Genomic DNA, 23003 nt, shown 5'->3' on the forward strand with positions numbered 1-23003 from the left:
CGGCGGGCTCGCCGGGCCCGATGCGGTGAAGGCGGCGCGGCACCTGCGGGTGCTGCTGGGCAGCGCCGCGGTCGCGATCGTGGGCACCGACGGCGGCGAGGAGTCTGGCGTCGTGTCCTTCGACGGCGCCTCGGACGGCTTGGAGTCGGCCGCGCGCCGCATCGCCGAGCGGGTGCGGGCGAGCGGCCGGCGGCAGGTGTTCCCCGCCCCGGCGAAGACCGACGACCTGGAGGCGGTGGGCGCCCCGATCGTCGTGGACGGGCGAACGATCGGCGTGATCGTGGCCTTCGCGTCGCCCGTGCGCGCGGCGCTCGTGCGCGCCGCCGAGGAGGTCGCCGACTGGTGCGCCGCGCAGGTCGAGCTCGGCGGGCTCGACGCCTCCCGCGCGCAGCTGGCCGAGGCGGAGCTGCGGTCGCTGCGGGCGCAGATCTCCCCGCACTTCATCTACAACGCCCTCACCGCGATCGCCTCGTTCATCACGACCGACCCCGACCGCGCGCGCGACCTCGTGCTGGAGTTCGCCGACTTCACGCGCTACTCCTTCCGCCGCCAGGGGGAGTTCACGACCCTCGCGGAGGAGCTCGGCAGCATCCACTCGTACCTGGAGCTCGAGCGGGCCCGCTTCGGCGACCGGCTGCAGGTCACGCTGCAGATCGCGCCGGAGACCCTCGCCACGGTCATCCCGTTCCTGTCGGTGCAGCCCCTCGTGGAGAACGCGGTGCGGCACGGGCTCGAGCCGGGGGAGGGCGGCGGCGAGATCCGCCTCACCTCGCGCGACGACGGCACCCACACCGAGATCCTCGTGGAGGACGACGGCGTCGGCATGGACCCCGACGGGCTGCGGTCGCTGCTCACGGCGCGCGAGGACGGCTCCCACGTGGGGCTGCGCAACGTCGACACGCGCCTGCGACAGCTGTACGGCAGCAGCGGCGGACTGGTCGTGGAGACCAACACGGGCGCGGGTACCCTGGTGCGCATGCGAGTCCCGAAATCGCAGCCCCTGCACGACCCGGACGACGACTGAGGAGCCCGGATGATCGACGTCCTCGTCGCCGACGACGAGCAGCCCGCCCTCGACGAGCTGGTGCACCTGCTGCGCTCCGACCCGCGCATCGGCGAGATCCTCACCGCGACGAGCGGAGCCGACGCCCTGCGGCAGCTGTCGCAGCGCGCCGTGCGTCTCGCGTTCCTCGACATCCACATGCCCGGCCTGCTCGGCACCGACCTGGCCCGCGCCCTCCTCGGGCTCGCGGAGCCGCCGGCTGTCGTGTTCGTCACGGCCGACGAGGCCCGCGCGGTGGAGGCGTTCGAGCTGCGCGCGGTCGACTACCTCCTCAAGCCGGTGCGGCGGGAGCGGCTGCGCGGCGCGATCGACCGCGTGGATCAGGCCGCCGATCCGACGAAGGGCGACGACGAGGTGCTGTCGGTCACGGTCGGGTCGACCGTGCGGTTCGTGCGGCGCAGCGAGGTGCGGTGGGTGCGGGCGCAGGGCGACTACGCGCGACTGCACACCGACGACGACGACCCCGGCCAGCTCGTGCGGATCCCCATGGCGGAGCTCGAGGCGCGGTGGGCCGACGCGGGGTTCCTGCGCATCCACCGCTCGACGCTCGTGCGCACGGCCGCCGTGACCGAGGCGCGGCTGTCCGGGGGAGAGCCGACGGTGGTGGTCGGCCGCACGGCCCTCCCGGTGAGCAGACGGCTCGTGCCCGCGGTGCGGGAGGCGCTCGTGCGCGGTGAGGCGCCGGCATGACCGGGTCTCCCGAGCGTGCGGCTCCGGAGCCCGCGGCGCGCGGTGCGGGGGAGCCCGCGAAGCGCGTGCGGGTCACGGCCGACCTCCCGCCCCGCGGCCCTGCGGCTCTCACGCGCGGCATCGCGCTGCCCGGGGCGCCGGTCGACGAGGCCGATGCGGTGTACGCCAGGGCGCTCCAGCGCAGTCAGCTGCGGCTCGCGCTCGGCACGGTCGCCGGGTTCGTGGTGGTCGTGGTCGCGATGACCCTGGCGATCGCGCTCGTGCCCGAGATCGACCGGGTCGTGCTGTGGGGCCTGCCGCTGTCGTGGCTGCTGCAGGCGTTCGCGTTCTACCCGGTCATCGTGGTGTTCGCGCTGCTGTATCTGCGCACGGCGGTCCGCAACGAGCGCCGCTACCGCGCCCTCCGGGACCGCGAATGAACGCGCTGCTCGACCTGCTCGGGGTCGCGCTGGTGGTGATCGCCACGCTGCTGATCGGCGTGTACGGCCTGCGGGTGTCGCGCACGACGAGCGACTTCTTCGTGGCGTCGCGCACCGTCCGGCCGGTGTGGAACGCCTCGGCCATCAGCGGCGAGTACCTGTCGGCCGGCACCTTCCTCGGGCTCTCCGGACTCGTGCTGCTCGACGGCGCGCGCGGCTTCTGGTTCCCGATCGGATACGCGGCCGGGTACCTGCTGGTGCTGGTGTTCGTCGCGGCTCCGCTCCGGCGCAGCGGGGCCTACACGATCCCGGACTTCGTGGAGGCGCGGCTCGGGTCGGCCTCGGCGCGACGCGTCACGAGCCTCGCGGTGCTCGTGATCGGGTGGCTGTACATCGTGCCGCAGCTGCACGGCGCCGGCATCACGCTGGTCGTGGTCGCGGGGTTGCCGGAGTGGGTGGGCGCCGTGACGGTCGCGGTGCTCGTGGCGGCGTCGGTCGCGGCGGGCGGGATGCGCGCGATCACCTTCGTGCAGGCGTTCCAGTACTGGCTCAAGCTCACGGCGCTGCTGGTGCCGGTGGTGTGCATCGCCTTCGCGCTCGGCGGCGGACCGCACGCGTTCGACCCGGCGCTCGTGTTCCCCAGCGAGGCGGGCCCGTCCGGCTTCGACGCGTACGAGACCGCGTCGCTGCTGCTCGCGCTGCTGCTCGGCACGATGGGACTGCCGCACGTGCTGGTCCGCTTCTACACGAGCCCGACCGGGGCGTCGGCGCGGCGGACGACCGTGATCGTGATCGCGATGGTCAGCGCCTTCTACGCCGTGTCGAGCGCGATGGGGCTGCTCGCCCGCATCGCCGCTCCCGACCTCGCGGTGCCGGGGGTGGCCGACACGGTGGTGCTGCAACTGCCCTCGCGCGTGTTCCCCGGACCGGGCGGAGAGCTGCTCACGGCGCTCATCGTCTCGGGCGCGTTCGCGGCGTTCCTGGCGACCTCGGCCGGGCTCGTGGTGTCGCTTGCGGGAGTGATCAGCCAGGACGTGTTCTCCGGGTCCGTCCGCTCGTTCCGCCTCTCCGCGGTGCTGTGCGCGCTCGTGCCGCTCGGGGTCGCGCTGCTCACGGCGCCCGCGGGGCTCGTGTCGAGCGTGGGCGTGGTGTTCGTGGTGGCCGCATCGACGCTGTCGCCCGTGGTGCTGCTGGGCGTGTGGTGGCGCGGGCTCACGGCCCGCGGGGCGGTGGCGGGGATGGTGTGCGGCGGCGTCGCGACCGGGCTGGCGCTGCTCGTGCACGCCGTGATCGACGGGGTCGGGGTCGCGGCGCCGTACCTCGCGCAGCCCGCGGCGTGGACGATCCCGCTGGCCACGGCCGTGACGGTCGCGGTGTCGCTGCTCGATCCGCGCGGCCCGTCGCCGCGCACGGACCGCTTCCTCGCCCGCGTGCACACCCCCGAACGCGGCTGACCGGAGGGCCGGGCGAACGCGCGGGATCAGGCGAACACGCGGGATCAGGCCGTGGTGGCCGGGGGTCCGCGCGAGCGCCTGAATCCGAGCGTGCCCGTGCGGGTCAGTCCGTGCGGGTCAGAGGTGCGGGTCAGAGGGTGCGGGTCAGAGGGTGCGGGTGCGCGGCAGGAGCCGGACGGGCGGGAGCGGCGGCGCGGGGATGCGCACGTCGTGCCCCTCGACCACACCGAACCGCGGGGACGCGGCCTCCCAGTCCTCGCGGGCGGCCGCGATCTCGTCGTGCGTGCGGCCGGCGAAGTTCCACCACATCACGATGTCCGACTCGAACGGCTCGCCGCCGAGCAGGAACAGCAGGGCGCCCTCGGTGCTGGTGACCTCGACCTCCGTGCGCGAATCGCCGAGGTACACCAGGGCGTTGCGCTGCATGGTGTGCTCGGACAGCGCGGCCTCGCCCTCGACCAGCAGCAGCGCGTGCTCCCACTCGGACCGCAGCGGCAGGCGCACGGTCGACCCGGCGGGCAGGACGACCTCGGCGCCCACGATCGGGGTGTGCACGGTCGCGGGGGAGCGTGTCGCGGCGAACTCGCCGAGCACGACGGTCGCCGTGGCGTCGGGCCCCTCGGTCGCGGGCAGCTGGATGGTCGGCAGGTCGGTGTGGCGTTCGAAGCCGCCATCGCCGTGCCGCGCCGACTCGGGCAGCACGACCCAGAACTGCAGCGCGTCGAGCGGGATCGGGTCGTCGCCGACGGAGTACTCGGAGTGGGAGATGCCGTTGCCGGCCGTCATCAGGTTCAGCTGCCCGCGGCGCAGGTCGGCGTCGCTGCCGAGCGAGTCGCGGTGACGGATCTCGCCGACGAGGGGCCAGGTCACCGTCTGCAGTCCGATGTGCGGATGGGGTTCGACGCGCATGCGGGTGTCGGCTGGTCCGAAGCGGTCGAGGAAGCACCAGGCGCCGATGGTCGGCAGGTTGCGGTGCGGGAGCACGCGCAGCACCGTCATGCCGCGCACACCCCCGAGCGGCACGTCGCGGGGCTCGAGGACGAGGCGGCGCTGCCCGATCATTCCGCCCGTCCGGTGGGATCGTCGTCGGAGCCGCCGGCGGACTCCCGCGGAGCCGACTCGTGCTGCGCCGACTTCTCCTGCGCCGACTCGTCCTGCACTGCGGCGTCCGGTGCCGCCGCGCCCTGGACCTCGGCGGGACGCTGCGGCCAGCGGATCTCGGCGCCGGGCACCTCGTGCGTCTGCAGGTACTTCGCGATGTAGGGGCACAGCGGCACGATCGCGTCGCCACGCCTCGCCGCGTCGGCCAGGGCCTCGGCGGCGAGCTTCCCGGCGAGCCCCTGACCCTGGAACGCCGGGTCGATCTCGGTGTGGATGAAGCGGATGGCGCCCGGCCTCAGCTGGAACTCGGCGAACCCGGCGAGCACGTCGTCGGAGCGGATCTCGTAGCGGGAGGCCTCGTCGTTGCGGGTCACGGAGATGTCGGTCATCGGGTGCTCCTTCGGGGTCTGGGTCCAACCTAACCCCGGTCGCGGTGGTGGGGACGGCCGCTGCCCGTGTCGGCCGGGGTCGTTACGCTGGAGGCATGCCGCAGACTCCCCGTGACCCGTACGAGGATCTGCCCTACGCCGACGAGCCCTGGGGCGACGGGTGGGAGCCGTCCGCGCCGCCGGAGCCGATGGACTGGGAGCCGCAGGGCGCGGGGTTCGAGCCGCCGCTCGACTGGGGCCCCGGTCCCACCACGCCGGTGACCGCGTCCCGTGCGCCGGCCGCGCCGTCCGTGCGCCGCGCGACGCCGAGCCGCTTCCCGACCGCCCGCGAGGCGCTGCACACGGTGTTCGGCTACGACGACTTCCGCGGCGATCAGGCCGCGATCGTCGAGCAGGTCATCGGCGGCGGCGATGCGGTCGTGCTCATGCCCACCGGTGGCGGCAAGAGCATCACGTACCAGGTTCCCGCGCTCGTGCGCGAGGGCACGGGCCTCGTGATCAGCCCGCTCATCGCCCTCATGCACGACCAGGTCGACGCGCTGCGCGCCAACGGCGTCAAGGCCGCGTACCTCAACTCCACGCAGTCGATCGACGAGCGCCGCGAGGTCGAGCGGGCCTACGTCGCGGGCGAGCTCGACCTCATCTACGTCGCCCCCGAGCGGCTGTCGAACGCGAACACCACGGCCCTGCTGCAGCGCGGCACCCTCAGCGTGATCGCGATCGACGAGGCGCACTGCGTGTCGCAGTGGGGCCACGACTTCCGCCCCGACTACCTCGCGCTGGGCGACCTGGGCGACCGGTTCCCCGGCGTGCCGCGCATGGCGCTCACGGCCACCGCGACCCGGGCCACGCACAAGGAGCTGACCGAGCGGCTGCACCTCGACCGCGCGCAGCACTTCGTCGCGAGCTTCGACCGCCCGAACATCCAGTACCGCATCGTCCCGAAGGTCGACCCCCGCACGCAGCTCGTGCAGTTCATCCGTTCGCAGCCCGAGGGTGCGGCGGGCATCGTGTACGCGCTGAGCCGCAAGTCGGTCGAGCAGACCGCGACCGCGCTGGCGGGGAAGGGCATCGACGCGCTGCCGTACCACGCGGGGCTGCCGGCCGAGGTGCGGGCCGCGAACCAGTCGCGCTTCCTGCGGGAGGACGGCGTGGTGATGGTGGCGACCATCGCGTTCGGCATGGGCATCGACAAGCCCGACGTGCGCTTCGTGGCGCACATCGACCTGCCCAAGTCGGTGGAGGGCTACTACCAGGAGACGGGTCGCGCGGGTCGCGACGGCGAGCCGTCGGTGGCGTGGATGGCGTACGGCCTCGGCGACGTCGTGCAGCAGCGCCGGCTGATCGACCAGAGCCCCGGCGACCGCACGTTCAAGATGCGCATGGGGCAGCACCTCGACGCGATGCTCGCGCTGTGCGAGACGGTCGAGTGCCGACGGCAGAACCTGCTCGGGTACTTCGGCCAGGAGTCGCAGCCGTGCGGCAACTGCGACACGTGCCTCGACGACACCGAGACGTTCGACGGGCTGATCCCCGCGCAGAAGCTGCTGTCGACGATCGTGCGCCTCCAGCGCGAGCGCAATCAGGCCTTCGGCGCCGGGCACCTGATCGACATCCTGCGCGGCGCCTCGACCGAGCGCATCCGCCAGCAGGGGCACGACCGCCTCGCCACGTACGGCATCGGCGGCGATCTGTCCGACCAGGACTGGCGCAGCGTCGTGCGGCAGCTGCTCGCCCGCGGCATCCTCGTGGCGCAGGGCGACTACGGCACGCTCGCGCCGGGAGAGGCCGCGGCCGGGGTGCTGCGCGGCGAGACCCCGGTGCCGCTGCGCAAGGACACGATCGGCCGCGCGACCTCGACCCCGCGTGCCCGCAAGGCCAGCGCCGCGGACGCGCTCGATGCGGGCGACCGGGAGCTGTTCGAGGCGCTGCGGGCGTGGCGGGCCGAGACCGCACGCGAGCAGGGGGTGCCGGCGTACATCGTGTTCGGCGACGCCACGCTGCGCGCCCTGGCCGAGCACCGCCCGGCGTCCGCCGCTGACCTGGAGGGCATCACCGGCATCGGCGCGAAGAAGCGCGAGGCCTACGGCGACGGGGTGCTCGCGGTCATCGCCGCGAATTGAGCCCCGGCTGTCGCGAGCCGACAAGCCGGACGGGGCACGACCCCCGAGGTTCTTGGAGGAAGAGGACAGCGGAGTTCTCCCGGGTTTGTGGCACACCTACCATGGAGGCACCGTCACTTCTCCGAGGAGGAACCCCCATGGTCGACGCTGCCGTCCGTCCTTCCACCGCCCCCGACGAGCCCCGTCGCGAGACGGAAGCTCCGCGCATCGATGTCGCCGCCGTCAACGACGCCCTCATGGGCACGTGGGCCGACGTGCGCCGTGAGGCCCGCGAGATGATCAAGGACCCGGCGTTCTGGCGTCAGGACGAGCTGGGCAAGGACGAGCACCGCGAGCGCGTGCTCAGCCAGCTGCACCTGCTGGTGGAGAACAAGGCCGTGCACCGCGCGTTCCCGAAGCGCTTCGGCGGCGAGGAGAACAACGGCGGCAACATCGCCGGGTTCGAGGAGCTCGTGGCCGCCGACCCCAGCCTGCAGATCAAGTCGGGCGTGCAGTGGGGCCTGTTCGGCTCGGCGATCCTGCAGCTCGGTACGGCGGAGCACCACGAGAAGTGGCTGCCCGGCGTGATGGATCTGTCGATCCCCGGCGCGTTCGCGATGACCGAGATCGGCCACGGCTCCGACGTCGCGGCGGTCGGCACCACCGCGACCTACGACCCGGAGACGGAGGAGTTCGTCATCCACACGCCGTTCCGCGGCGCGACCAAGGAGTACCTCGGCAACGCGGCCCTGCACGGCATCGCGGCGACCGTGTTCGCGCAGCTCATCACGAACGGCGTGAACCACGGCGTGCACTGCTTCTACGTGCCGCTGCGCGGGGACGACGGAAAAGACCTGCCGGGCATCGGCCGCGAGGACGACGGTCTCAAGGGCGGGCTGAACGGCATCGACAACGGACGGCTCTCGTTCGACCGGGTGCGCATCCCGCGCACGAACCTGCTGAACCGGTACGGCGACGTGGCCGCGGACGGCACGTACACCAGCGCCATCGACAGCCCCGGCCGCCGCTTCTTCACGATGCTCGGCACCCTGGTGCAGGGGCGTGTCTCGCTCGACGGCGCCGCATCCTGGGCGTCGGCGCTCGGCCTGTACATCGCCGTCACCTATGCCACCCAGCGCCGCCAGTTCGACGGGGCGGACGGCCAGGAGGTCGTGCTGCTCGACTACGGCAAGCACCAGCGCCGCCTGCTCCCGCGGCTCGCGACCACGTATGCGCAGATCTTCGCGCACGACGAGTTCCTGCAGAAGTTCGACGGCGTGTTCTCCGGGCGCACCGACACCCCGGGCGACCGGGAAGACCTGGAGACGCTCGCCGCGGCCCTCAAGCCGCTGTCGACCTGGCACGCGCTCGACACGCTCCAGGAGGCGCGCGAGGCGTGCGGCGGGGCGGGCTTCATGTTCGAGAACCGGCTCGTCGGCCTGCGGCAGGACCTCGACATCTACGTCACCTTCGAGGGCGACAACAACGTGCTCCTGCAGCTCGTCGGCAAGCGGCTGCTGACCGACTACGCCAAGCAGTTCCAGGGCAAGGACGCGGCGTACCTCGCCCGGTACGCCGTGGGCATGACCGCGGGGAAGGTGTTCCACGGTGCGGGCCTGCGCCAGCTCGGCCAGGCCGTGAGCGACTTCGGACAGGTCGCCCGTTCGGTGGAGCGCGGGCTGCGCGAGGAGCAGCAGCACGACCTGCTCGCCGGCCGCGTGCAGCAGATGGTCGCGGACATCGCCGGGCGGCTGCGCGCCGCCGGGAAGGACAAGACGCTCGGCGCCGAGCTGTTCAACCAGAACCAGACCGAGCTGATCGAGGCCGCCAGGGCGCACGGCGAGCTGCTGCAGTGGGAGGCGTTCACCGACGCTGTCCACGCGATCGACGACCCGGAGACGCGGAAGGTGCTCACGTGGCTGCGCGACCTCTTCGGTCTGCAGCTGATCGAGAAGCACCTGGCGTGGCACCTCATCCACGGACGCCTGTCGACGCAGCGCGCCGCCGCCGTGTCCAGCTACATCGACCGGCTGTGCGCCCGGCTGCGTCCGCACGCGCTCGACCTCGTCGACGCGTTCGGGTACGAGCCCGAGCACGTGCGCGCGCCGATCGCGAGCGGGGCCGAGAAGCAGCGTCAGGACGAGGCCCGTGCCTACTACGCCGATCTCGCGGCGTCTGGTCGGGCGCCGATCCAGGAGAAGGCGCTGAAGAAGCAGAAGCGCTGACGCGGTTCGCCGTTCACCACTCCTCGATCCCGCCTGGATCCGCCGCGATCCGGGCGGGATCGTCGCGTCCGGCGCGGTGTTCTGAGGAGGTGGGAACGGGCGTAGTCTCGGCAGGTACCGACCAGAGGAGCACCATGTCGTCCGTCATCGCCTACGCCGCCCCCGCCGAGGCCGCCCCGCTCGAGAAGACCGTGATCGAGCGGCGGGAGCTGGGGCCGCACGACATCCTCATCGACATCGCGTTCGCGGGCATCTGCCACTCCGACATCCACACCGTGCGCGGCGACTGGGGCCCGCAGCAGTACCCGCTGGCACCGGGGCACGAGATCACCGGCACGGTCGCGGCGGTGGGCTCCGAGGTCACGCGTCACGCCGTGGGCGACCGCGTGGGCGTGGGGTGCCTGGTGAACTCCTGCGGCGAGTGCCGGCAGTGCCGCCGCGGCGAGGAGCAGTACTGCGAGAACGGCGCCATCGGCACCTACGGCGCGGTGGACCGCGATGGCACGATCACCCAGGGCGGCTACGCGCAGCAGGTCGTGGTGACCGAGGGCTTCGTGCTGCGCATCCCCGACGCGCTGCCGCTCGACGCCGCGGCGCCGCTGCTGTGCGCGGGCATCACCACGTATTCGCCGCTGCGGCACTGGAAGGTCGGCCCCGGCACGCGCGTGGCAGTGGTGGGCATGGGCGGACTCGGGCACATGGGGGTGCAGATCGCGCACGCGCTGGGTGCCGAGGTGACCGTGCTGTCGCAGACCCTGTCGAAGCAGGACGACGGCCTGCGGCTCGGCGCCGACCGCTACTTCGCCACGAGCGACCGCGAGACGTTCCGCGAGCTGCGCGGGTCGTTCGACGTGATCCTCAACACCGTGAGCGCCGCGATCGACCTGCGCTCCTACCTGGGGCTGCTCGACGTGGACGGCACGCTGGTGTGCGTGGGCGCGCCGCCGGAGGCCCTGTCGGTGAACGCGGGCTCGCTCATCGCGGGGCGTCGCTCGATTGCCGGGTCGAACATCGGCGGCATCAGGGAGACGCAGGAGATGCTCGACTTCTGCGCCGAGCACGGCATCACCGCGCAGATCGAGGTCATCCCCGCGTCGGCGATCAACGAGGCGTACGAGCGCGTGCTCGCCTCCGACGTCCGCTACCGCTTCGTGATCGACGCCGCCACCTTCGCCGCCTGACCGCCTCCCGATCCCGCGCGACTGCTCCGTGCGAGATCGGAACCGTGCCGCGGAGGGGTCGGGAAGGCCCGCTTCCGATCCCGCATCCGGCGTGCGTGCGTGTCGGCGGTCGCCGGTAGCGTCGAGTCATGACCTCCCTCCTGATCGGCCCCGACCTCCGCGCGCGCTGCGCGTGGGTGGGCGACGACCCCGAGTACCGCCGCTACCACGACGAGGAGTGGGGCACCGCGCTGCACGGCGACCGGGCGCTGTTCGAGAAGATGGCGCTGGAGGGGTTCCAGGCCGGTCTCTCCTGGATCACGATCCTGCGTAAGCGTCCGCGGTTCCGCGAGGTGTTCGCGGGGTTCGAGCCGGAGGCGGTCGCCGCGTTCGACGAGTCCGATGTCGAGCGGCTGATGGGCGACGCCGGCATCATCCGCAACCGCGCCAAGATCGAGGCCACGATCGGCAATGCGCGCCTCGTCCGTGCGATGGCGGAGGGGGAGCTCGACGCGCTCATGTGGTCGTTCGCCCCGCCGGCGACCGGCGCCCGGCCGAGCTCGTTCGCCGAGGTCCCGGCGGTGACGCCGGAGTCGACCGCGCTGAGCAAGGAGCTGCGGCGCCGGGGCTTCCGGTTCGTCGGACCGACCACGATGTACGCCCTGATGCAGTCCGCCGGGATGGTCGACGACCACATCGCGGGGTGCTGGCGGGCGTAGCTCCGGCCGAGTGGGGAGATCTCCCCATCGAGCGATATTCTGCGACGTGGTTAGGATGTAGCAGTGTTCCGTGGGCCGTCGTGCCGCGGTGGAGTCAGTGTGAGACGACCCTGGGGGGGAACCGGGTATGAAGGCGTTGTCGTGGATGCGCGCGCGACCCAAGACGCTGGCGTCCGCCGCCGGGGTCACGGTGGGTGTGATCGCCCTCACCACGATGGCCTTCACGTATGAGGGCTTCCCTACCACCAAGGTCGACCTGAACGACGGTGGCGTCTGGATCACCAAGACCTCGAGCCTGCTCGTCGGGCACTTCAACCACGAGTCCACGATCCTCGACGGCGGGCTGCGCACCACCAGCGAGGACTACGACATCCTGCAGGACGCCGCGAACGTGCTGGTCGTCGACGAGAGCGCGTCCACCGTGACCGCGGTCGACCCGGCGCGCGTCTCGCTCGGCGACTCCGCCCTCATCCCCTCCACCGCGAAGGTCGCGCTCGGCGCGAACACCGCGGCGATCCTCGACCAGGACTCGGGCGACCTGTGGGTCGTGCCGGTCCGGGGCATCAACGCGTTCGAGATCGAGGCCGCGGAGCCCGTGGTCGAGCTCGGCGACGACTCCGACGTGACGGTCGCCCAGGACGGCACCGTGTTCGGGCTGTCGGGCGAGCGCGGCGAGGTCGTCACGGTCCCGGTCGACCCCGAGGGCGCGCCGCTCGACCCGTCCGCCGCGTCGGTGGGCGAGCTCGACCTGTCCGAGCGTCCGTCGATCACCGCGGTCGGCCGCACGCCGGTCGTGCTCGATGCGGCCGCCGGCGTCGTGACGAGCCCGGGCGGCTTCCGCACCGAGGTTCCGGGCGCCGCCGACGCCGTGCTGCAGCACGCCTCCGCCGAGACCGACGCGGTCGCCCTCGCCACGCCCTCCGCGCTGGTGCGCGTGCCGTTCGACGGCGGGGAGCCGGAGGAGACCTCGGCGGGAGCCGACGGCACGGCCGCGGCCCCCGTGTGGCTCCGCGGCTGCACGTATGGCGCGTGGGCGGGCTCGGCCACGTTCATCCGCGAGTGCCCGGGCGATGGCAACGACGTCAACGCCCCCATCGACGGCGCGGAGGACTCGTCGAGCCTCACGTTCCGCGTCAACCGCGACGTGATCATCCTCAACGACGCGGTCGGCGGCGCCGCCTGGCTCGCGAACGAGAGCCTGCAGCGCGTCGACAACTGGAACGACCTGACCCCGCCCGAGGGCGAGACCGAGAACCAGGACGACTCCACGGAGGAGACGGTCGAGACCACGCTGCCCGAGCGCAGCGAGGAGAACACCCCGCCCATCGCGGAAGACGACTCCTACGGCGTGCGACCCGGCGCGACCACGCTGCTGCCGGTGCTCGACAACGACAACGACCCCGACGGCGACGTGCTGGTCGCCGCGCTGGCCGAGGCGCAGCCGGGCATCGGCACGGTGCAGCCCATCAACAACGGCGGGGCGCTGCAGATCGCGGTCGACGAGAAGGCGTCGGGCACGGCCAGCTTCACGTACGAGGTCGACGACGGCCGCAAGGGCAAGGACACCGCGGTCGTCACCCTGACCGTGCGCGACTGGAGCGAGAACGCCGCGCCGGAGCCCAAGCGGAAGACCTCGCTGGCGGTGGAGACCGGCGGCACGATCTCGTACAACATCCTCCCCGACTGGATCGACCCCGACGGCGACGACATCTACCTCAAGGAGGTCATCCCCGCGCCGGGCGACGAGGTCGACTTCAGCCGCGACGGGCAGATGACGTACAAGGCGACCGCGAGCCTGCAGGGCCGCAAGGACGTGATGGTGACGGTCGCCGATGCGACCGGCGAGTCCACGTCCGCCACGATCGCGCTCGACGTGCGCCCGCAGGGCTCGACCAACCCGAAGACCAACGCCGACCACGTGGTGACCCGCGCGGGGGAGCAGATCACGGTCGCCCCGCTCACGAACGACACCAGCACGAGCCGGGAGCAGCTGCGCCTGAGCCGCGTGCTCGACACCGCGGGCGCCACGATCCAGCCCGACTTCCCCAACAAGACCTTCACGTTCCTGGCCCAGAACCCGGGCGTCTACTACGTGCAGTACCAGGTGACGACGGGGCCGAAGAACGGCGAGGGGCTCGTGCGCGTCGACGTGATGCCCGAGTCCGAGACCGACCTGCCGCCGGTCGCCGTGCGCGACGTGGCACTGCTGCCCACCGGCGGCGACGTGCTGCTGGGCGTGCTCAACAACGACACCGACCCCGCCGGCGGCATCCTCGTGGTGCAGTCCGTGTCGATGGACCCCAGCACGGGCATCTCGGTGTCGGTGCTGAACCACGAGACCCTGCGCATCACCGACCAGGGCGCGCTCGACGAGCCGGTGCGCATCGGCTACCGCATCTCGAACGGCTCGAAGTCGGCCGACGGCGAGGTCGTGGTCATCCCGATCCCCGCACCCGACGAGATCCTGCCCCCGATCGCCAACCCCGACACGGCGACCGTGCGCGCGGGCGACGTCGTGACGATCCCCGTGCTCGACAACGACTCCCACCCGAGCGACGACGTGATGCACGTCGAGCCGGAGCTGGTCGAGACGGTCGACCCGGAGGACGGCGAGGCCTTCGTGTCGCAGGACGAGGTGCGCTTCAAGGCGGGCACCGAGCCGAAGACCGTCTACCTCACGTACGAGGTGGCCGACTCGCGTCAGCAGAAGGCCGCCGGCTACGTCACGATCCAGATCCTCCCGGTGGATGTGGAGAAGAACGCCGCCCCGCGTCCGCAGGACCTCACGGCCCGTGCGCTCGCCGGCAGCGAGGTGAACATCGCGGTGCCGCTCGACGGCATCGACGCCGACGGCGACTCGGTCGAGCTGCTGGGCATCGATTCGAGCCCGCGCAAGGGCCGCATCACGACCGTCGGACCCAACTACTTCACCTACGAGGCCGGCTCCGAGTCGTCGGGGGTGGACACGTTCACCTACCGGGTGCGCGACCGCCTGGGCAAGGAGGGTGTCGCGACGATCCGCGTGGGCGTCGCTCCGGCCGAGCAGATCAACCAGCCGCCGTACGCCGTGAAGGACGCCGTGGTCGTGCGGCCCGGCCGCGAGATCGCCGTCCCGGTGCTCGCCAACGACTCCGACCCCGAGGGCGACAAGGTCTCGCTCGTGAAGGACGGGCTCGAGGTGCCGGAGGGCCTGGAGGGCCGCGTCTCGGGCGACCGCGTGATCGTGAAGGTGCCCGACCGCGAGATGGAGACGTCGCTGCAGTACACGGTGAGCGACGCCCGGGGCGCCACGGCCACCGCGACCCTGCAGATCACGGTCGACGAGGACGTGCCGCTGCAGGCGCCCGTCGCCCGCGACGACCGGCTCCAGCCGTCCGACCTGAAGGACGGCGGGCTCTCGGCCGACCTCGAGATCCTCAAGAACGACGAAGACCCGGACGGCACCAAGGACCGGCTCGACGTGGAGGTGGGCGCGGGCGGCACGCTGCTGGAGAACGGCAAGGTGCGCGTCACCGTCACCGACGAGCTGCAGCTGATCCGCTACACCCTCACCGACCCGGACGGCCTCCAGGCGTCCGCGTTCATCTTCGTGCCGTCGCGCGACGGCCTGCGCCCGACCCTCACCTCCACCAAGCCGGTCGAGGTCGTCAGCGGCGAGACCAAGGACCTGCCTCTGTCGGAGTACGTCACGGTCGCGGGCGGCGGCGACGTGCGCATCACCGAGAAGGCGAAGATCAGCGCCAACAACGCGGACGGCTCGGACCTGCTCAAGGACGCGAGCACCCTGGTCTACACCTCGGCGCCCGGCTACTTCGGCCCCGACGCGCTCACGTTCGAGGTGACCGACGGCGACGGACCGGACGACCCCGAGGGGCGCAAGGCCACGCTGAGCATCCCGATCAACGTGCTGCCGCCGGAGAATCAGCAGCCCACGTTCATCGGCGGTCAGGTCAACGTCGCCCCGGGTGAGGACGCGACCCCGCTCGACCTCGCCGCCCTCACCGACGACCCCGACCCGGAGGACGAGGGCAAGCACGAGTACTCCCTCGTCGGCGGAGACGGCAAGGGCATCTCGGCGCGCATCGACGGCGACCGGCTGCTGGTCGAGGCGTCGTCGAACGCCAAGAAGGGCACCAGCGCCTCGCTCACGATCCGCGTATCCGACGGCGAGACCGAGCCGATCGAGGGCACCGTGACCGCGACCGTCACGGCCTCCACACGGGCGATGCCCGCCGCCAACACCGACACGATCTCCGAGGCCGACGCCGGGAAGACCATCACGGTGCCGGCGCTCGCGAACGACTTCAACCCGTTCCCGGAGACCCCGCTGAAGATCGTCGGCGCGGTGACCGAGTCGGGTCGCGGCGAGGCCTCGTTCACCGAGGACGAGGTGCGCGTGACCCCGGCCGAGGGCTTCGTCGGCACGCTGGTGGTGCGCTACCGCGTGCAGGACGCGACGGAAGACGTGGACCGCGAGGTGAACGGACAGATCGTGGTCACGGTGCAGGACGTGCCGGCGGCCCCGGGCACCCCGGTCGTGACGAGCGTGCAGGACCGCACCGTGGTGGTGTCGTACTCGGCCCCGTCGAACAACGGCGCCGAGATCACGAAGTACACCGTGAAATCGGTCGGCGGCGGCGCGTACTCGAAGGAGTGCGCCTCCACCACCTGCACGCTGGACGGCCTGACCAACAACGTCGAGTACACGTTCCAGGTGACCGCGACCAACCGCGTCGGCGAGTCCGAGCCGTCGGGCGTCTCCGAGGTCGCGCGTCCCGACGCCCGCCCGGACACCCCGAACCCGCCGACCCTCGACTTCGGCGACAAGTCGCTCAAGGTCGCGTGGACGACGCCGACGACCCCCGGCTCTCCCGTCGAGCGGTACACGCTCGAGATCTCCCCCGCGCCGCCCTCCGGCATCACGCAGAAGGAGGCCACGGGCAACTCGCTCACGTGGGAGGGGCTGGAGAACGGCTCGAACTACCAGGTGCGCGTGCAGGCGCACAACCGCGCCCCCGACCCGTCGAGCTGGAGCGGCTGGTCGGCCTCCGAGATCCCCGCGGGACCCCCGCTCGCGGCCGGCGCTCCCTCCACGAAGGAGCTCGAGCCGGTGTCGGGCCAGGCGCAGATGCTCGTGAGCTGGAACCCGCCGGACAAGAACGGCGACGCGATCCGCGGGTACGAGCTCCAGGTGATCTCCGGCGGCCAGACGGTCCGCACCCTCACGCCGGGCGCGCAGGCGACCAGCCAGGCCGTGACCGTGCCGACGTCGGAGTCCGCGTACACGTACCGCATCCGCGCCTACAACAAGGCCGGCTGGGGCGAGTGGAGTGCGCCGTCGGCCCCGCGCCGCGGTGTGATCGCGCCCGGAGCACCGACCAGCCTGACGGTCACCGCGGAGCTGGACAGGGCCCTCGACATCTCGTACCGGGAGGGCTCGCGCAACGGTGCCACGACGAACGAGGTCACGTACCAGTACCGGCTCAACGGCGGCAACTGGAACACCCTCTCCGGCACCCGCATCGGCGGTCTCACGAACGGCCAGAACTACCGCATCGAGGTGCGGGCGGTCGCCACCGTCGACGGCGTCACGTACGCCGGGGCCGTGTCGAACTCCGCGACAGGGAACCCGTACGGTGCACCGCATCAGCCCGGTGCGAGCGCGAGCGGTGGCGCGACCCAGGTGGAGCTGCGGTGGAACGCCAGCGGCTCCCCGAACGGCCGCGACATCAAGGTCGTGCAGATCAGCATCGACGGCGGCGGCTGGGAGAACGTCGGCATCTCCGGTTCGCGCACGGTCGGCAACGGCTACAACCAGGGCCACAGCATCCGCGTGCGTGCGCAGGACGCCGCGGGGCAGTGGACGCCCGAGAACTCGGCATCGGCGAGCTCCGGCCCGCCGCCCGCGCCGCGCGCCTGGGTCAGCCGAGGCACCGCCGGCTACTGGCCGGGGCAGTGCACCGACGGCACGTGCGCCAAGTTCGTCGTCAACACCCAGAACTTCCCCGCCGGCACCTACCAGGTGTGGTGCAACAGCAACGCGCCCACCGCGGGACCGCGGTTCGCCGGCGGCAGCAGCTGGTACATCCCCGCCAACGGCGCGGTCGAGCTCGGCTGCTTCCACGGTGCGGGCGGCCGCGGCTACGAGGTGTGGGTCACGATCGGCGGCACCGACTACGAACGACGCCCCTGGTAGCGGGCACCCCTTCCCCCGAGAGAGCACAGGACAACCCATGACAATGACCCCCGAGCAGGCCGCCTGGTTCCACGGCACCTTCACGCGCCTGGTGGAGAACGTCGACAAGGCGGTGCAGGGCAAGCGCGAGATCGTCGGGCTCGTGCTCGCCTCGATGCTGGCCGAGGGCCACGTGCTGCTGGAGGATGCCCCCGGCACCGGCAAGACGAGCCTCGCGAAGGCGCTCGCCGCGACCGTGCAGGGCACCAGTGCGCGCATCCAGTTCACGCCCGACCTGCTGCCCTCCGACGTGACCGGTGTGACGATCTACGACCAGCAGTCGCACCGCTTCGAGTTCCACAAGGGCCCGATCTTCGCGTCGATCGTGCTCGCCGACGAGATCAACCGCGCCTCGCCGAAGACGCAGTCCGCGCTGCTGGAGGTCATGGAGGAGTCGCGGGTCACGGTCGACGGCGTGACGCACGAGACGGGCCGCCCGTTCCTCGTGATCGCCACGCAGAACCCGGTCGAGCAGGCGGGAACGTACAAGCTGCCGGAGGCGCAGCTCGACCGCTTCCTGATCAAGACCTCGATCGGATACCCCGACCTCGCGGTGACCGAGAGCATCCTCGCCGGGGCGTCGGACCGCAACCCGTCGGCCGGGCTGTCGGCCATCATCACCACGAGCGCTGTGGCCGACATGGCCGACCTGGCCGCGACCGTGCACGTCGAGCCCGCGGTGCTGCGCTACGTGGCCGAGCTCGCCGAGGCCACCCGTGCCGACGGCGCGATCCGGCTTGGCGTCTCGGTGCGCGGTGCGATCGCCATGGTCCGCATCGCCAAGGTGTGGGCGGCGGCGCAGGGCCGCCACTACGTGCTCCCCGACGACATCAAGGCGCTCGCCCGCCCCGTGTGGCAGCACCGTCTGCTGCTCGACGCCGAGGCCGAGTTCGCCGGCACCAGCAGCGACACCGTGATCGCCCGCGTGCTCGACGGCGTCGCAGCCCCCCAGGCCCGAGCGGCGGCCTGATGACGGCGGAGGCTCTGCAGGCGCCGCCCGCGCCGACCGACCGCGACGCCGGCTGGCGGGACATCGCGGCGGTCCTCGGCGCGCGCGCCCTGTCGCGCCTCCGCCTCATGGCCGCGGCCGTGCGCCCTCTGGCGTGGGTGCTGATGGGCCTCGCCGTCGGGTTCTGGATCCTCGGGCAGGTCGCGGGGTGGGCGGAGTTCACGATCGCCGCGGTCGTGATCGCGATGGCCGTCGCCGTGTGCGCGCTGTTCCTGATCGGTCGCACGGCCTACGACGTCTCGCTCGACCTCGCCCGCACCCGTGTCGTGGTGGGGGAGCGGGCCGTGGGCGCCCTCACGCTCGCGAACCGGGGCTCGCGCGCCATCCTCCCGTCGCGCGTGGTGCTGCCCGTCGGCTCCGGCCGCGGCGAGTTCGGCATCCAGCGCCTCGCGCCGGGCGAGGAGGCGGAGGAGCTGTTCGCGATCCCCACGCACAAGCGCGGCGTGGTCAAGGTCGGGCCGGTGAGCGTGGTGCGCGGCGACCCGCTCGGCCTGTTCGAGCGTGCGCACCGCCGCGACGAGCCGGTCGACCTGTTCGTGCACCCCCGCACGGTGCTGTTCGACGGGCAGTCGCTCGGCTACCTGCGCGACCTGGAGGGCCTGCCCGCCGCCGACCTGTCGCGCGACGACGTGTCGTTCCACGCGCTGCTGGAGTATCAGCCGGGCGACGACCTGCGCCACGTGCACTGGCGCTCCACGGCCCGTACCGGGACCATGATGGTGCGCCAGTACGAGGAGACGCGCCGCTCGCACTTCGTGATCGGGCTGTCGCGCTCGACGGCGGAGTACGCGACCGACGACGACTTCGAGCTGGCGATCTCGGCGGCGGGATCGATCGGCCTGCGGGCGCTGCGCGACTCGCAGCGCGTCGACATGCGCGTGCAGGGGCGCGAGCTCCCCTCCGGCACCGGCAAGCAGCTGCTCGACTCGCTCTCGGCCGTCGAGGGCAGCAAGCCCAAGGAGGGCGGCATCGCCGAGCTCGCGGGGGTGGTCGCCGCGACCATGCCGCTGGCGAGCGTGGTGGTGCTCGTGTGCGGGTCGCGCGTGCGCGCGGACGACCTGCGGCTCGCCTGCTCGCGCCTGCCGTTCGGCGCCCGCGTGCTCGCCGTCGTCGCCGACACCTCGGTGGACACCCCGGCGCTGCGCCGCATCGGCGACGCCGACGTGGTGACGGTCGGCGCGCTGGCACAGATCCCCCTCGCCCTGCAGAAGGTGCTCGCATGACCGCGCCCGCCACCGCCGCCCCCGCCCCGGTCGCGCTGCCGCTGCGCCGCTGGATCCTCGACCTCGGGGCGACCGCGCTGCTGGTGCTCACGGCGCTCGTCGGCTTCTGGCCCACGTTCGCCGGGCCCTCGTTCCTGCCCGCCGTGGTCGGCGGGGTCGTGCTGGGCCTCGCGATCGCGGCCGTGTCGGCGTGGCGCCGCTGGGGCATCCTGATCGTCGCGGGCCTCACGGTCGCGGCGTACTTCGTGTTCGGCGGGGCCCTCGCGCTTCCGCACACGGCACTGCTCGGGGTGGTGCCGTCGCTGGAGACGCTGCAGAAGCTCGCGCTCGGCACCGTCACATCGTGGAAGCAGCTGCTCACCACGGTCGCCCCGGTCGCGGCCGCCGACGGCCACCTGGTGGCACCGTTCCTGCTGGCGCTGGTGACCACGACCCTCACGGCCTCGCTCGCGCTGCGGCTGCGGTCGGTCGCGTGGGCGCTGATCCCGGCCGGCGTGCTGCTGATGCTGGTGATCGCGCTCGGCACGCCCGAACCCGCGTTCCCGCTCGTGCAGGGCCTGGTGTTCGCGCTGGTCAGCATGGCCTGGCTGGCGCTGCGGCAGCTGTGGGCGCCGCAGAACATGGCCGTGTCGGTGAGCGAGGTCGACCCCGCCCGTGCCGCGCACATGCGGATGCGGCGGCTGCTGGCCGGTGTCGCCGTGCTCGCGGTGGCCGGCGGGGCGGGCGTGGCCACGAGCGCCCTCGCCGCGCCCGCGCAGCCGCGGCACGTGTTCCGCGACGTGATCATCCCGCCGTTCGACATCCGCGACTACCCCAGCCCGCTGCAGGCGTTCCGCAAGAACGTGCGCGACGAGGCCGACGAGACGCTGTTCACGGTGCAGGGGCTGCCCAAGGGCGCCCGCATCCGCACGGCCGTGATGGACCAGTTCGACGGCATGGTCTACAACGTCACCGACGGCGGACCCACGTCGTCGAGCGCCTTCGCCCCGCTGCGCTCGGCCATGGCGCCCGAGGCGGAGGGCGTCCCGGTGACGCTCAAGATCGCGATCGACGGCTACCGCGGGGTGTGGATGCCCACGGCCGGGCAGCTCGACGAGATCCGGTTCGACGGCGACCGCGCGGAGGACCTGCGCCGCGGCACCTACGTCAACACCTCGACCGGGACCGCGGTCGCCACCCCGACGCTGGAGAAGGGCGACGAGTACGCCGTCGACGCCGTGATCCCGACGCAGCCCGACGACGAGCAGCTCGCCGAGGTGCCGTTCGGCCGCGTGACCATGCCGAAGCCCAGCAACGTGCCCGAGGAGCTCACCGCGCTCGCGGCCGAGACCGTGTCGGGGGCGGAGAGCCCGATCGAGCAGGTGCGGGCGCTGGAGAACTTCCTCTCCGAGGGCGGGTTCTTCAGCCACGGCCTGGAGGGCGAGGTGCTGTCGCGCGCCGGTCACACGGCCGAGCGCATCTCGACCCTCATCGGCGGCGAGCAGATGATCGGCGACGACGAGCAGTACGCGGTGGCGATGGCGCTGCTGGCCGGACAGCTCGACATCCCGGCGCGCGTCGTGATGGGGTACTACCCCGACGAGGAGCAGGCGGGCGAGGCCGTGTTCGAGGCGACCGGCGACACCGTGCACGCCTGGGTCGAGGTGAACTTCGACGGGATCGGGTGGGTGACGTTCAACCCCACGCCGCCCGAGGACCAGGTGCCGAACGACCAGAACACCAAGCCGCGCGTCGACCCGAAGCCGCAGGTGCTGCAGCCGCCGCCTCCGCCGCAGGAGCCGGTCGACCTGCCGCCGACCCTGCCGGACGACCGCGAGTCGGAGGACGAGAGCCTCAACCTCGCGGGCATCATCGGCGCGATCCTGCTGATCGGCGGGATCTCGCTGGCCGTGATCGCGCTGCTCATGTCGCCGTTCATCGTGATCGGGGCGTGGAAGGCCGCGAGGCGCCGGGCGCGGCGATCGGCCGCGCGCACCGCCGACCGCATCAGCGGCGGGTGGGATGAGCTCACCGACCGCGCGGTCGACTACGGTGCGCGGCTCGCCCCGGGCGGCACCCGCGGCGAGGAGGCGGCCGTGGTCGCGTCGACGCTGACGGTGCCGCAGGTCACGACCCTCGCCGAGCGCGCCGACGCCGAGGTGTTCGGGCCGACGGAGCCGACGGCGCAGGACGTGGACGCCTTCTGGAGCGAGGTCGACGAGATCGTCGGCGGCCTCGGCGAGCAGGCCGGGTTCTGGAAGCGCGTCAAGGCGCGGCTGAGCCTGCGCTCGCTGCTCGGCGGCACCGCGGTGTCGCAGGGCTTCCAGAGCCTGAAGGAGGCGGCGGCCGCGCGCGTGCGCCGCGAACCTGGCACCATCAAGAGCAACGACGAGACGCCCCCGCCGTCGACCGAGAGTGAGACCCCATGACGCCGCCCGCGCTCACGCAGATCGCGCCGATCTCCCGCCGGGTGATCGCCTACGTCATCGACGCCGCGATCGCGGCGGGCCTCGGCATCCTGCTCGGCGGCGGTCTGCTGGTGGCCACCTCGCTGTCGGGCGGCCTGGAAGCCTCGCTCCTGACGCTGCTGATCGGCGGCCCGATCGTGAGCCTCGTGCTGCTGGCGTGGTTCGTCGTCTACACCGTGATGCAGGCCGGAAAGGGCTCGATCGGCATGCGCGCGCAGGGTCTGCGCCTGGCCACCGCGGCGGACGGTGCCCCGCTGGGCTTCGGTCGTGCCCTGCTGCGCAACATCGTCTTCGGTCTGGCCGGTGCGATCGTGGTGGGCTACTTCAGCCCGCTGTTCGACGGCTCCGGACGCTTCCAGGGCTGGCATGACAAGGCCGTCGGGTCGCTGATGCTCGACGCGCGGGTCGCGGCACCCGAGCCCGAGCCGGAGCCGGAGCCCGTGGTCGAGGCCCCGCCGCTGCTGCCCGCCCCGTCGTTCGAGCGGCTGCCCCCGGCACCCATGCCCGGGTTCGCGCCCGCCGGTGCGCCCGCAGCACCCGAGCCCGCGGTGTCGGCGGTTTCGGCCGTGGAGCCGGTGACGCCCGCGGCACCCGCGCCCGCTCTTCCCGCGCAGGACTCCGGGATGATCGCGTACGTCCCCGGCATCACGCAGGACTCCCGCCCCGCGCGGCCTGCGGCACCTGCGGCTCCGGCTCCTGCGGCTCCTGCGGCTCCGGCTCCGGTGGCGCCTCCGGCTCCCGCGGCGGCGACTCCGGCGGCGGCTCCC

15 protein-coding genes are annotated in these 23003 nt (G+C 72.6%); 13 read left to right on the forward strand and 2 right to left on the reverse strand.

What is annotated here, in order from left to right; genetic code table 11:
• The 4 genes from DW297_RS05205 to DW297_RS05220 all read left to right on the forward strand — a co-directional run.
• Window positions 1-1024: sensor histidine kinase (locus DW297_RS05205; protein ID WP_136030079.1), on the forward strand; the 1024-nt coding region annotated here is incomplete at its 5' end.
• A gap of 9 nt (window positions 1025-1033) precedes the next feature.
• Window positions 1034-1753 carry a LytR/AlgR family response regulator transcription factor gene (locus DW297_RS05210; RefSeq protein ID WP_136030081.1) on the forward strand — a complete coding sequence of 240 codons (720 nt, stop codon included), beginning with the start codon at window positions 1034-1036 and terminating at the stop codon, window positions 1751-1753.
• A complete protein-coding gene (locus tag DW297_RS05215) occupies window positions 1750-2172 on the forward strand; it encodes a hypothetical protein (RefSeq protein ID WP_206251871.1) in 423 nt (140 codons plus the stop codon). Before DW297_RS05210 ends, DW297_RS05215 begins: the two co-directional genes overlap by 4 nt.
• Window positions 2169-3626 carry a sodium/solute symporter gene (locus DW297_RS05220; protein ID WP_136030082.1) on the forward strand — a complete coding sequence of 486 codons (1458 nt, stop codon included), beginning with the start codon at window positions 2169-2171 and terminating at the stop codon, window positions 3624-3626. Before DW297_RS05215 ends, DW297_RS05220 begins: the two co-directional genes overlap by 4 nt.
• A gap of 144 nt (window positions 3627-3770) precedes the next feature.
• Here DW297_RS05220 and DW297_RS05225 read toward each other — a convergent pair whose 3' ends face one another.
• A complete protein-coding gene (locus DW297_RS05225; RefSeq protein WP_136030085.1) occupies window positions 3771-4688 on the reverse strand; it encodes a pirin family protein in 918 nt (305 codons plus the stop codon).
• A complete protein-coding gene (locus tag DW297_RS05230) occupies window positions 4685-5116 on the reverse strand; it encodes a GNAT family N-acetyltransferase (RefSeq protein WP_136030086.1) in 432 nt (143 codons plus the stop codon). The genes DW297_RS05225 and DW297_RS05230 overlap by 4 nt, the downstream gene beginning before the upstream one ends.
• A 95-nt stretch (window positions 5117-5211) precedes the next feature.
• Between DW297_RS05230 and recQ the strand changes: the two genes are divergently transcribed.
• The 9 genes from recQ to DW297_RS19310 all read left to right on the forward strand — a co-directional run.
• Window positions 5212-7239: a DNA helicase RecQ gene (gene recQ, locus DW297_RS05235; protein WP_136030089.1), complete on the forward strand. Its 2028-nt coding sequence runs from the start codon at window positions 5212-5214 to the stop codon at window positions 7237-7239.
• A gap of 137 nt (window positions 7240-7376) precedes the next feature.
• The gene (locus tag DW297_RS05240) at window positions 7377-9443 is read left to right on the forward strand and encodes an acyl-CoA dehydrogenase family protein (RefSeq protein WP_136030090.1); all 2067 of its coding nucleotides are present in this window, start codon (window positions 7377-7379) and stop codon (window positions 9441-9443) included.
• 134 nt (window positions 9444-9577) lie between these two features.
• Complete coding sequence (locus DW297_RS05245; protein WP_136030092.1) at window positions 9578-10624, forward strand: NAD(P)-dependent alcohol dehydrogenase; 1047 nt, start codon at window positions 9578-9580, stop codon at window positions 10622-10624.
• Window positions 10625-10752: 128 nt separating this feature from the next.
• Window positions 10753-11322: a DNA-3-methyladenine glycosylase I gene (locus tag DW297_RS05250; protein ID WP_136030094.1), complete on the forward strand. Its 570-nt coding sequence runs from the start codon at window positions 10753-10755 to the stop codon at window positions 11320-11322.
• 145 nt (window positions 11323-11467) lie between these two features.
• Complete coding sequence (locus DW297_RS05255; protein WP_240744526.1) at window positions 11468-17518, forward strand: Ig-like domain-containing protein; 6051 nt, start codon at window positions 11468-11470, stop codon at window positions 17516-17518.
• Window positions 17519-17555: 37 nt separating this feature from the next.
• Complete coding sequence (locus DW297_RS05260) at window positions 17556-18527, forward strand: AAA family ATPase (RefSeq protein ID WP_136030098.1); 972 nt, start codon at window positions 17556-17558, stop codon at window positions 18525-18527.
• A complete protein-coding gene (locus DW297_RS05265; protein WP_136030100.1) occupies window positions 18527-19789 on the forward strand; it encodes a DUF58 domain-containing protein in 1263 nt (420 codons plus the stop codon). The genes DW297_RS05260 and DW297_RS05265 overlap by 1 nt, the downstream gene beginning before the upstream one ends.
• Window positions 19786-22197: a transglutaminase family protein gene (locus DW297_RS05270; RefSeq protein ID WP_136030102.1), complete on the forward strand. Its 2412-nt coding sequence runs from the start codon at window positions 19786-19788 to the stop codon at window positions 22195-22197. The genes DW297_RS05265 and DW297_RS05270 overlap by 4 nt, the downstream gene beginning before the upstream one ends.
• On the forward strand, window positions 22194-23003 hold an 810-nt coding region (locus DW297_RS19310; RefSeq protein WP_136030104.1), incomplete at its 3' end, for an RDD family protein. The genes DW297_RS05270 and DW297_RS19310, both read left to right, overlap by 4 nt.

This window comes from Microbacterium sp. PF5 (genome assembly GCF_004794315.1).
Classification (GTDB): Bacteria; Actinomycetota; Actinomycetes; order Actinomycetales; family Microbacteriaceae; genus Microbacterium; species Microbacterium sufflavum.

What these genes read in the sequence shown, in the direction of transcription:
- DW297_RS05210 (WP_136030081.1), top strand. Translation starts at nt 1,034, where the DNA reads ATGATCGACGTCCTCGTCGCCGACGACGAGCAGCCCGCCCTCGACGAG.
- DW297_RS05215 (WP_206251871.1), top strand. Translation starts at nt 1,750, where the DNA reads ATGACCGGGTCTCCCGAGCGTGCGGCTCCGGAGCCCGCGGCGCGCGGT.
- DW297_RS05220 (WP_136030082.1), top strand. Translation starts at nt 2,169, where the DNA reads ATGAACGCGCTGCTCGACCTGCTCGGGGTCGCGCTGGTGGTGATCGCC.
- DW297_RS05225 (WP_136030085.1), bottom strand. Translation starts at nt 4,688, where the DNA reads ATGATCGGGCAGCGCCGCCTCGTCCTCGAGCCCCGCGACGTGCCGCTC.
- DW297_RS05230 (WP_136030086.1), bottom strand. Translation starts at nt 5,116, where the DNA reads ATGACCGACATCTCCGTGACCCGCAACGACGAGGCCTCCCGCTACGAG.
- recQ (WP_136030089.1), top strand. Translation starts at nt 5,212, where the DNA reads ATGCCGCAGACTCCCCGTGACCCGTACGAGGATCTGCCCTACGCCGAC.
- DW297_RS05240 (WP_136030090.1), top strand. Translation starts at nt 7,377, where the DNA reads ATGGTCGACGCTGCCGTCCGTCCTTCCACCGCCCCCGACGAGCCCCGT.
- DW297_RS05245 (WP_136030092.1), top strand. Translation starts at nt 9,578, where the DNA reads ATGTCGTCCGTCATCGCCTACGCCGCCCCCGCCGAGGCCGCCCCGCTC.
- DW297_RS05250 (WP_136030094.1), top strand. Translation starts at nt 10,753, where the DNA reads ATGACCTCCCTCCTGATCGGCCCCGACCTCCGCGCGCGCTGCGCGTGG.
- DW297_RS05255 (WP_240744526.1), top strand. Translation starts at nt 11,468, where the DNA reads ATGCGCGCGCGACCCAAGACGCTGGCGTCCGCCGCCGGGGTCACGGTG.
- DW297_RS05260 (WP_136030098.1), top strand. Translation starts at nt 17,556, where the DNA reads ATGACAATGACCCCCGAGCAGGCCGCCTGGTTCCACGGCACCTTCACG.
- DW297_RS05265 (WP_136030100.1), top strand. Translation starts at nt 18,527, where the DNA reads ATGACGGCGGAGGCTCTGCAGGCGCCGCCCGCGCCGACCGACCGCGAC.
- DW297_RS05270 (WP_136030102.1), top strand. Translation starts at nt 19,786, where the DNA reads ATGACCGCGCCCGCCACCGCCGCCCCCGCCCCGGTCGCGCTGCCGCTG.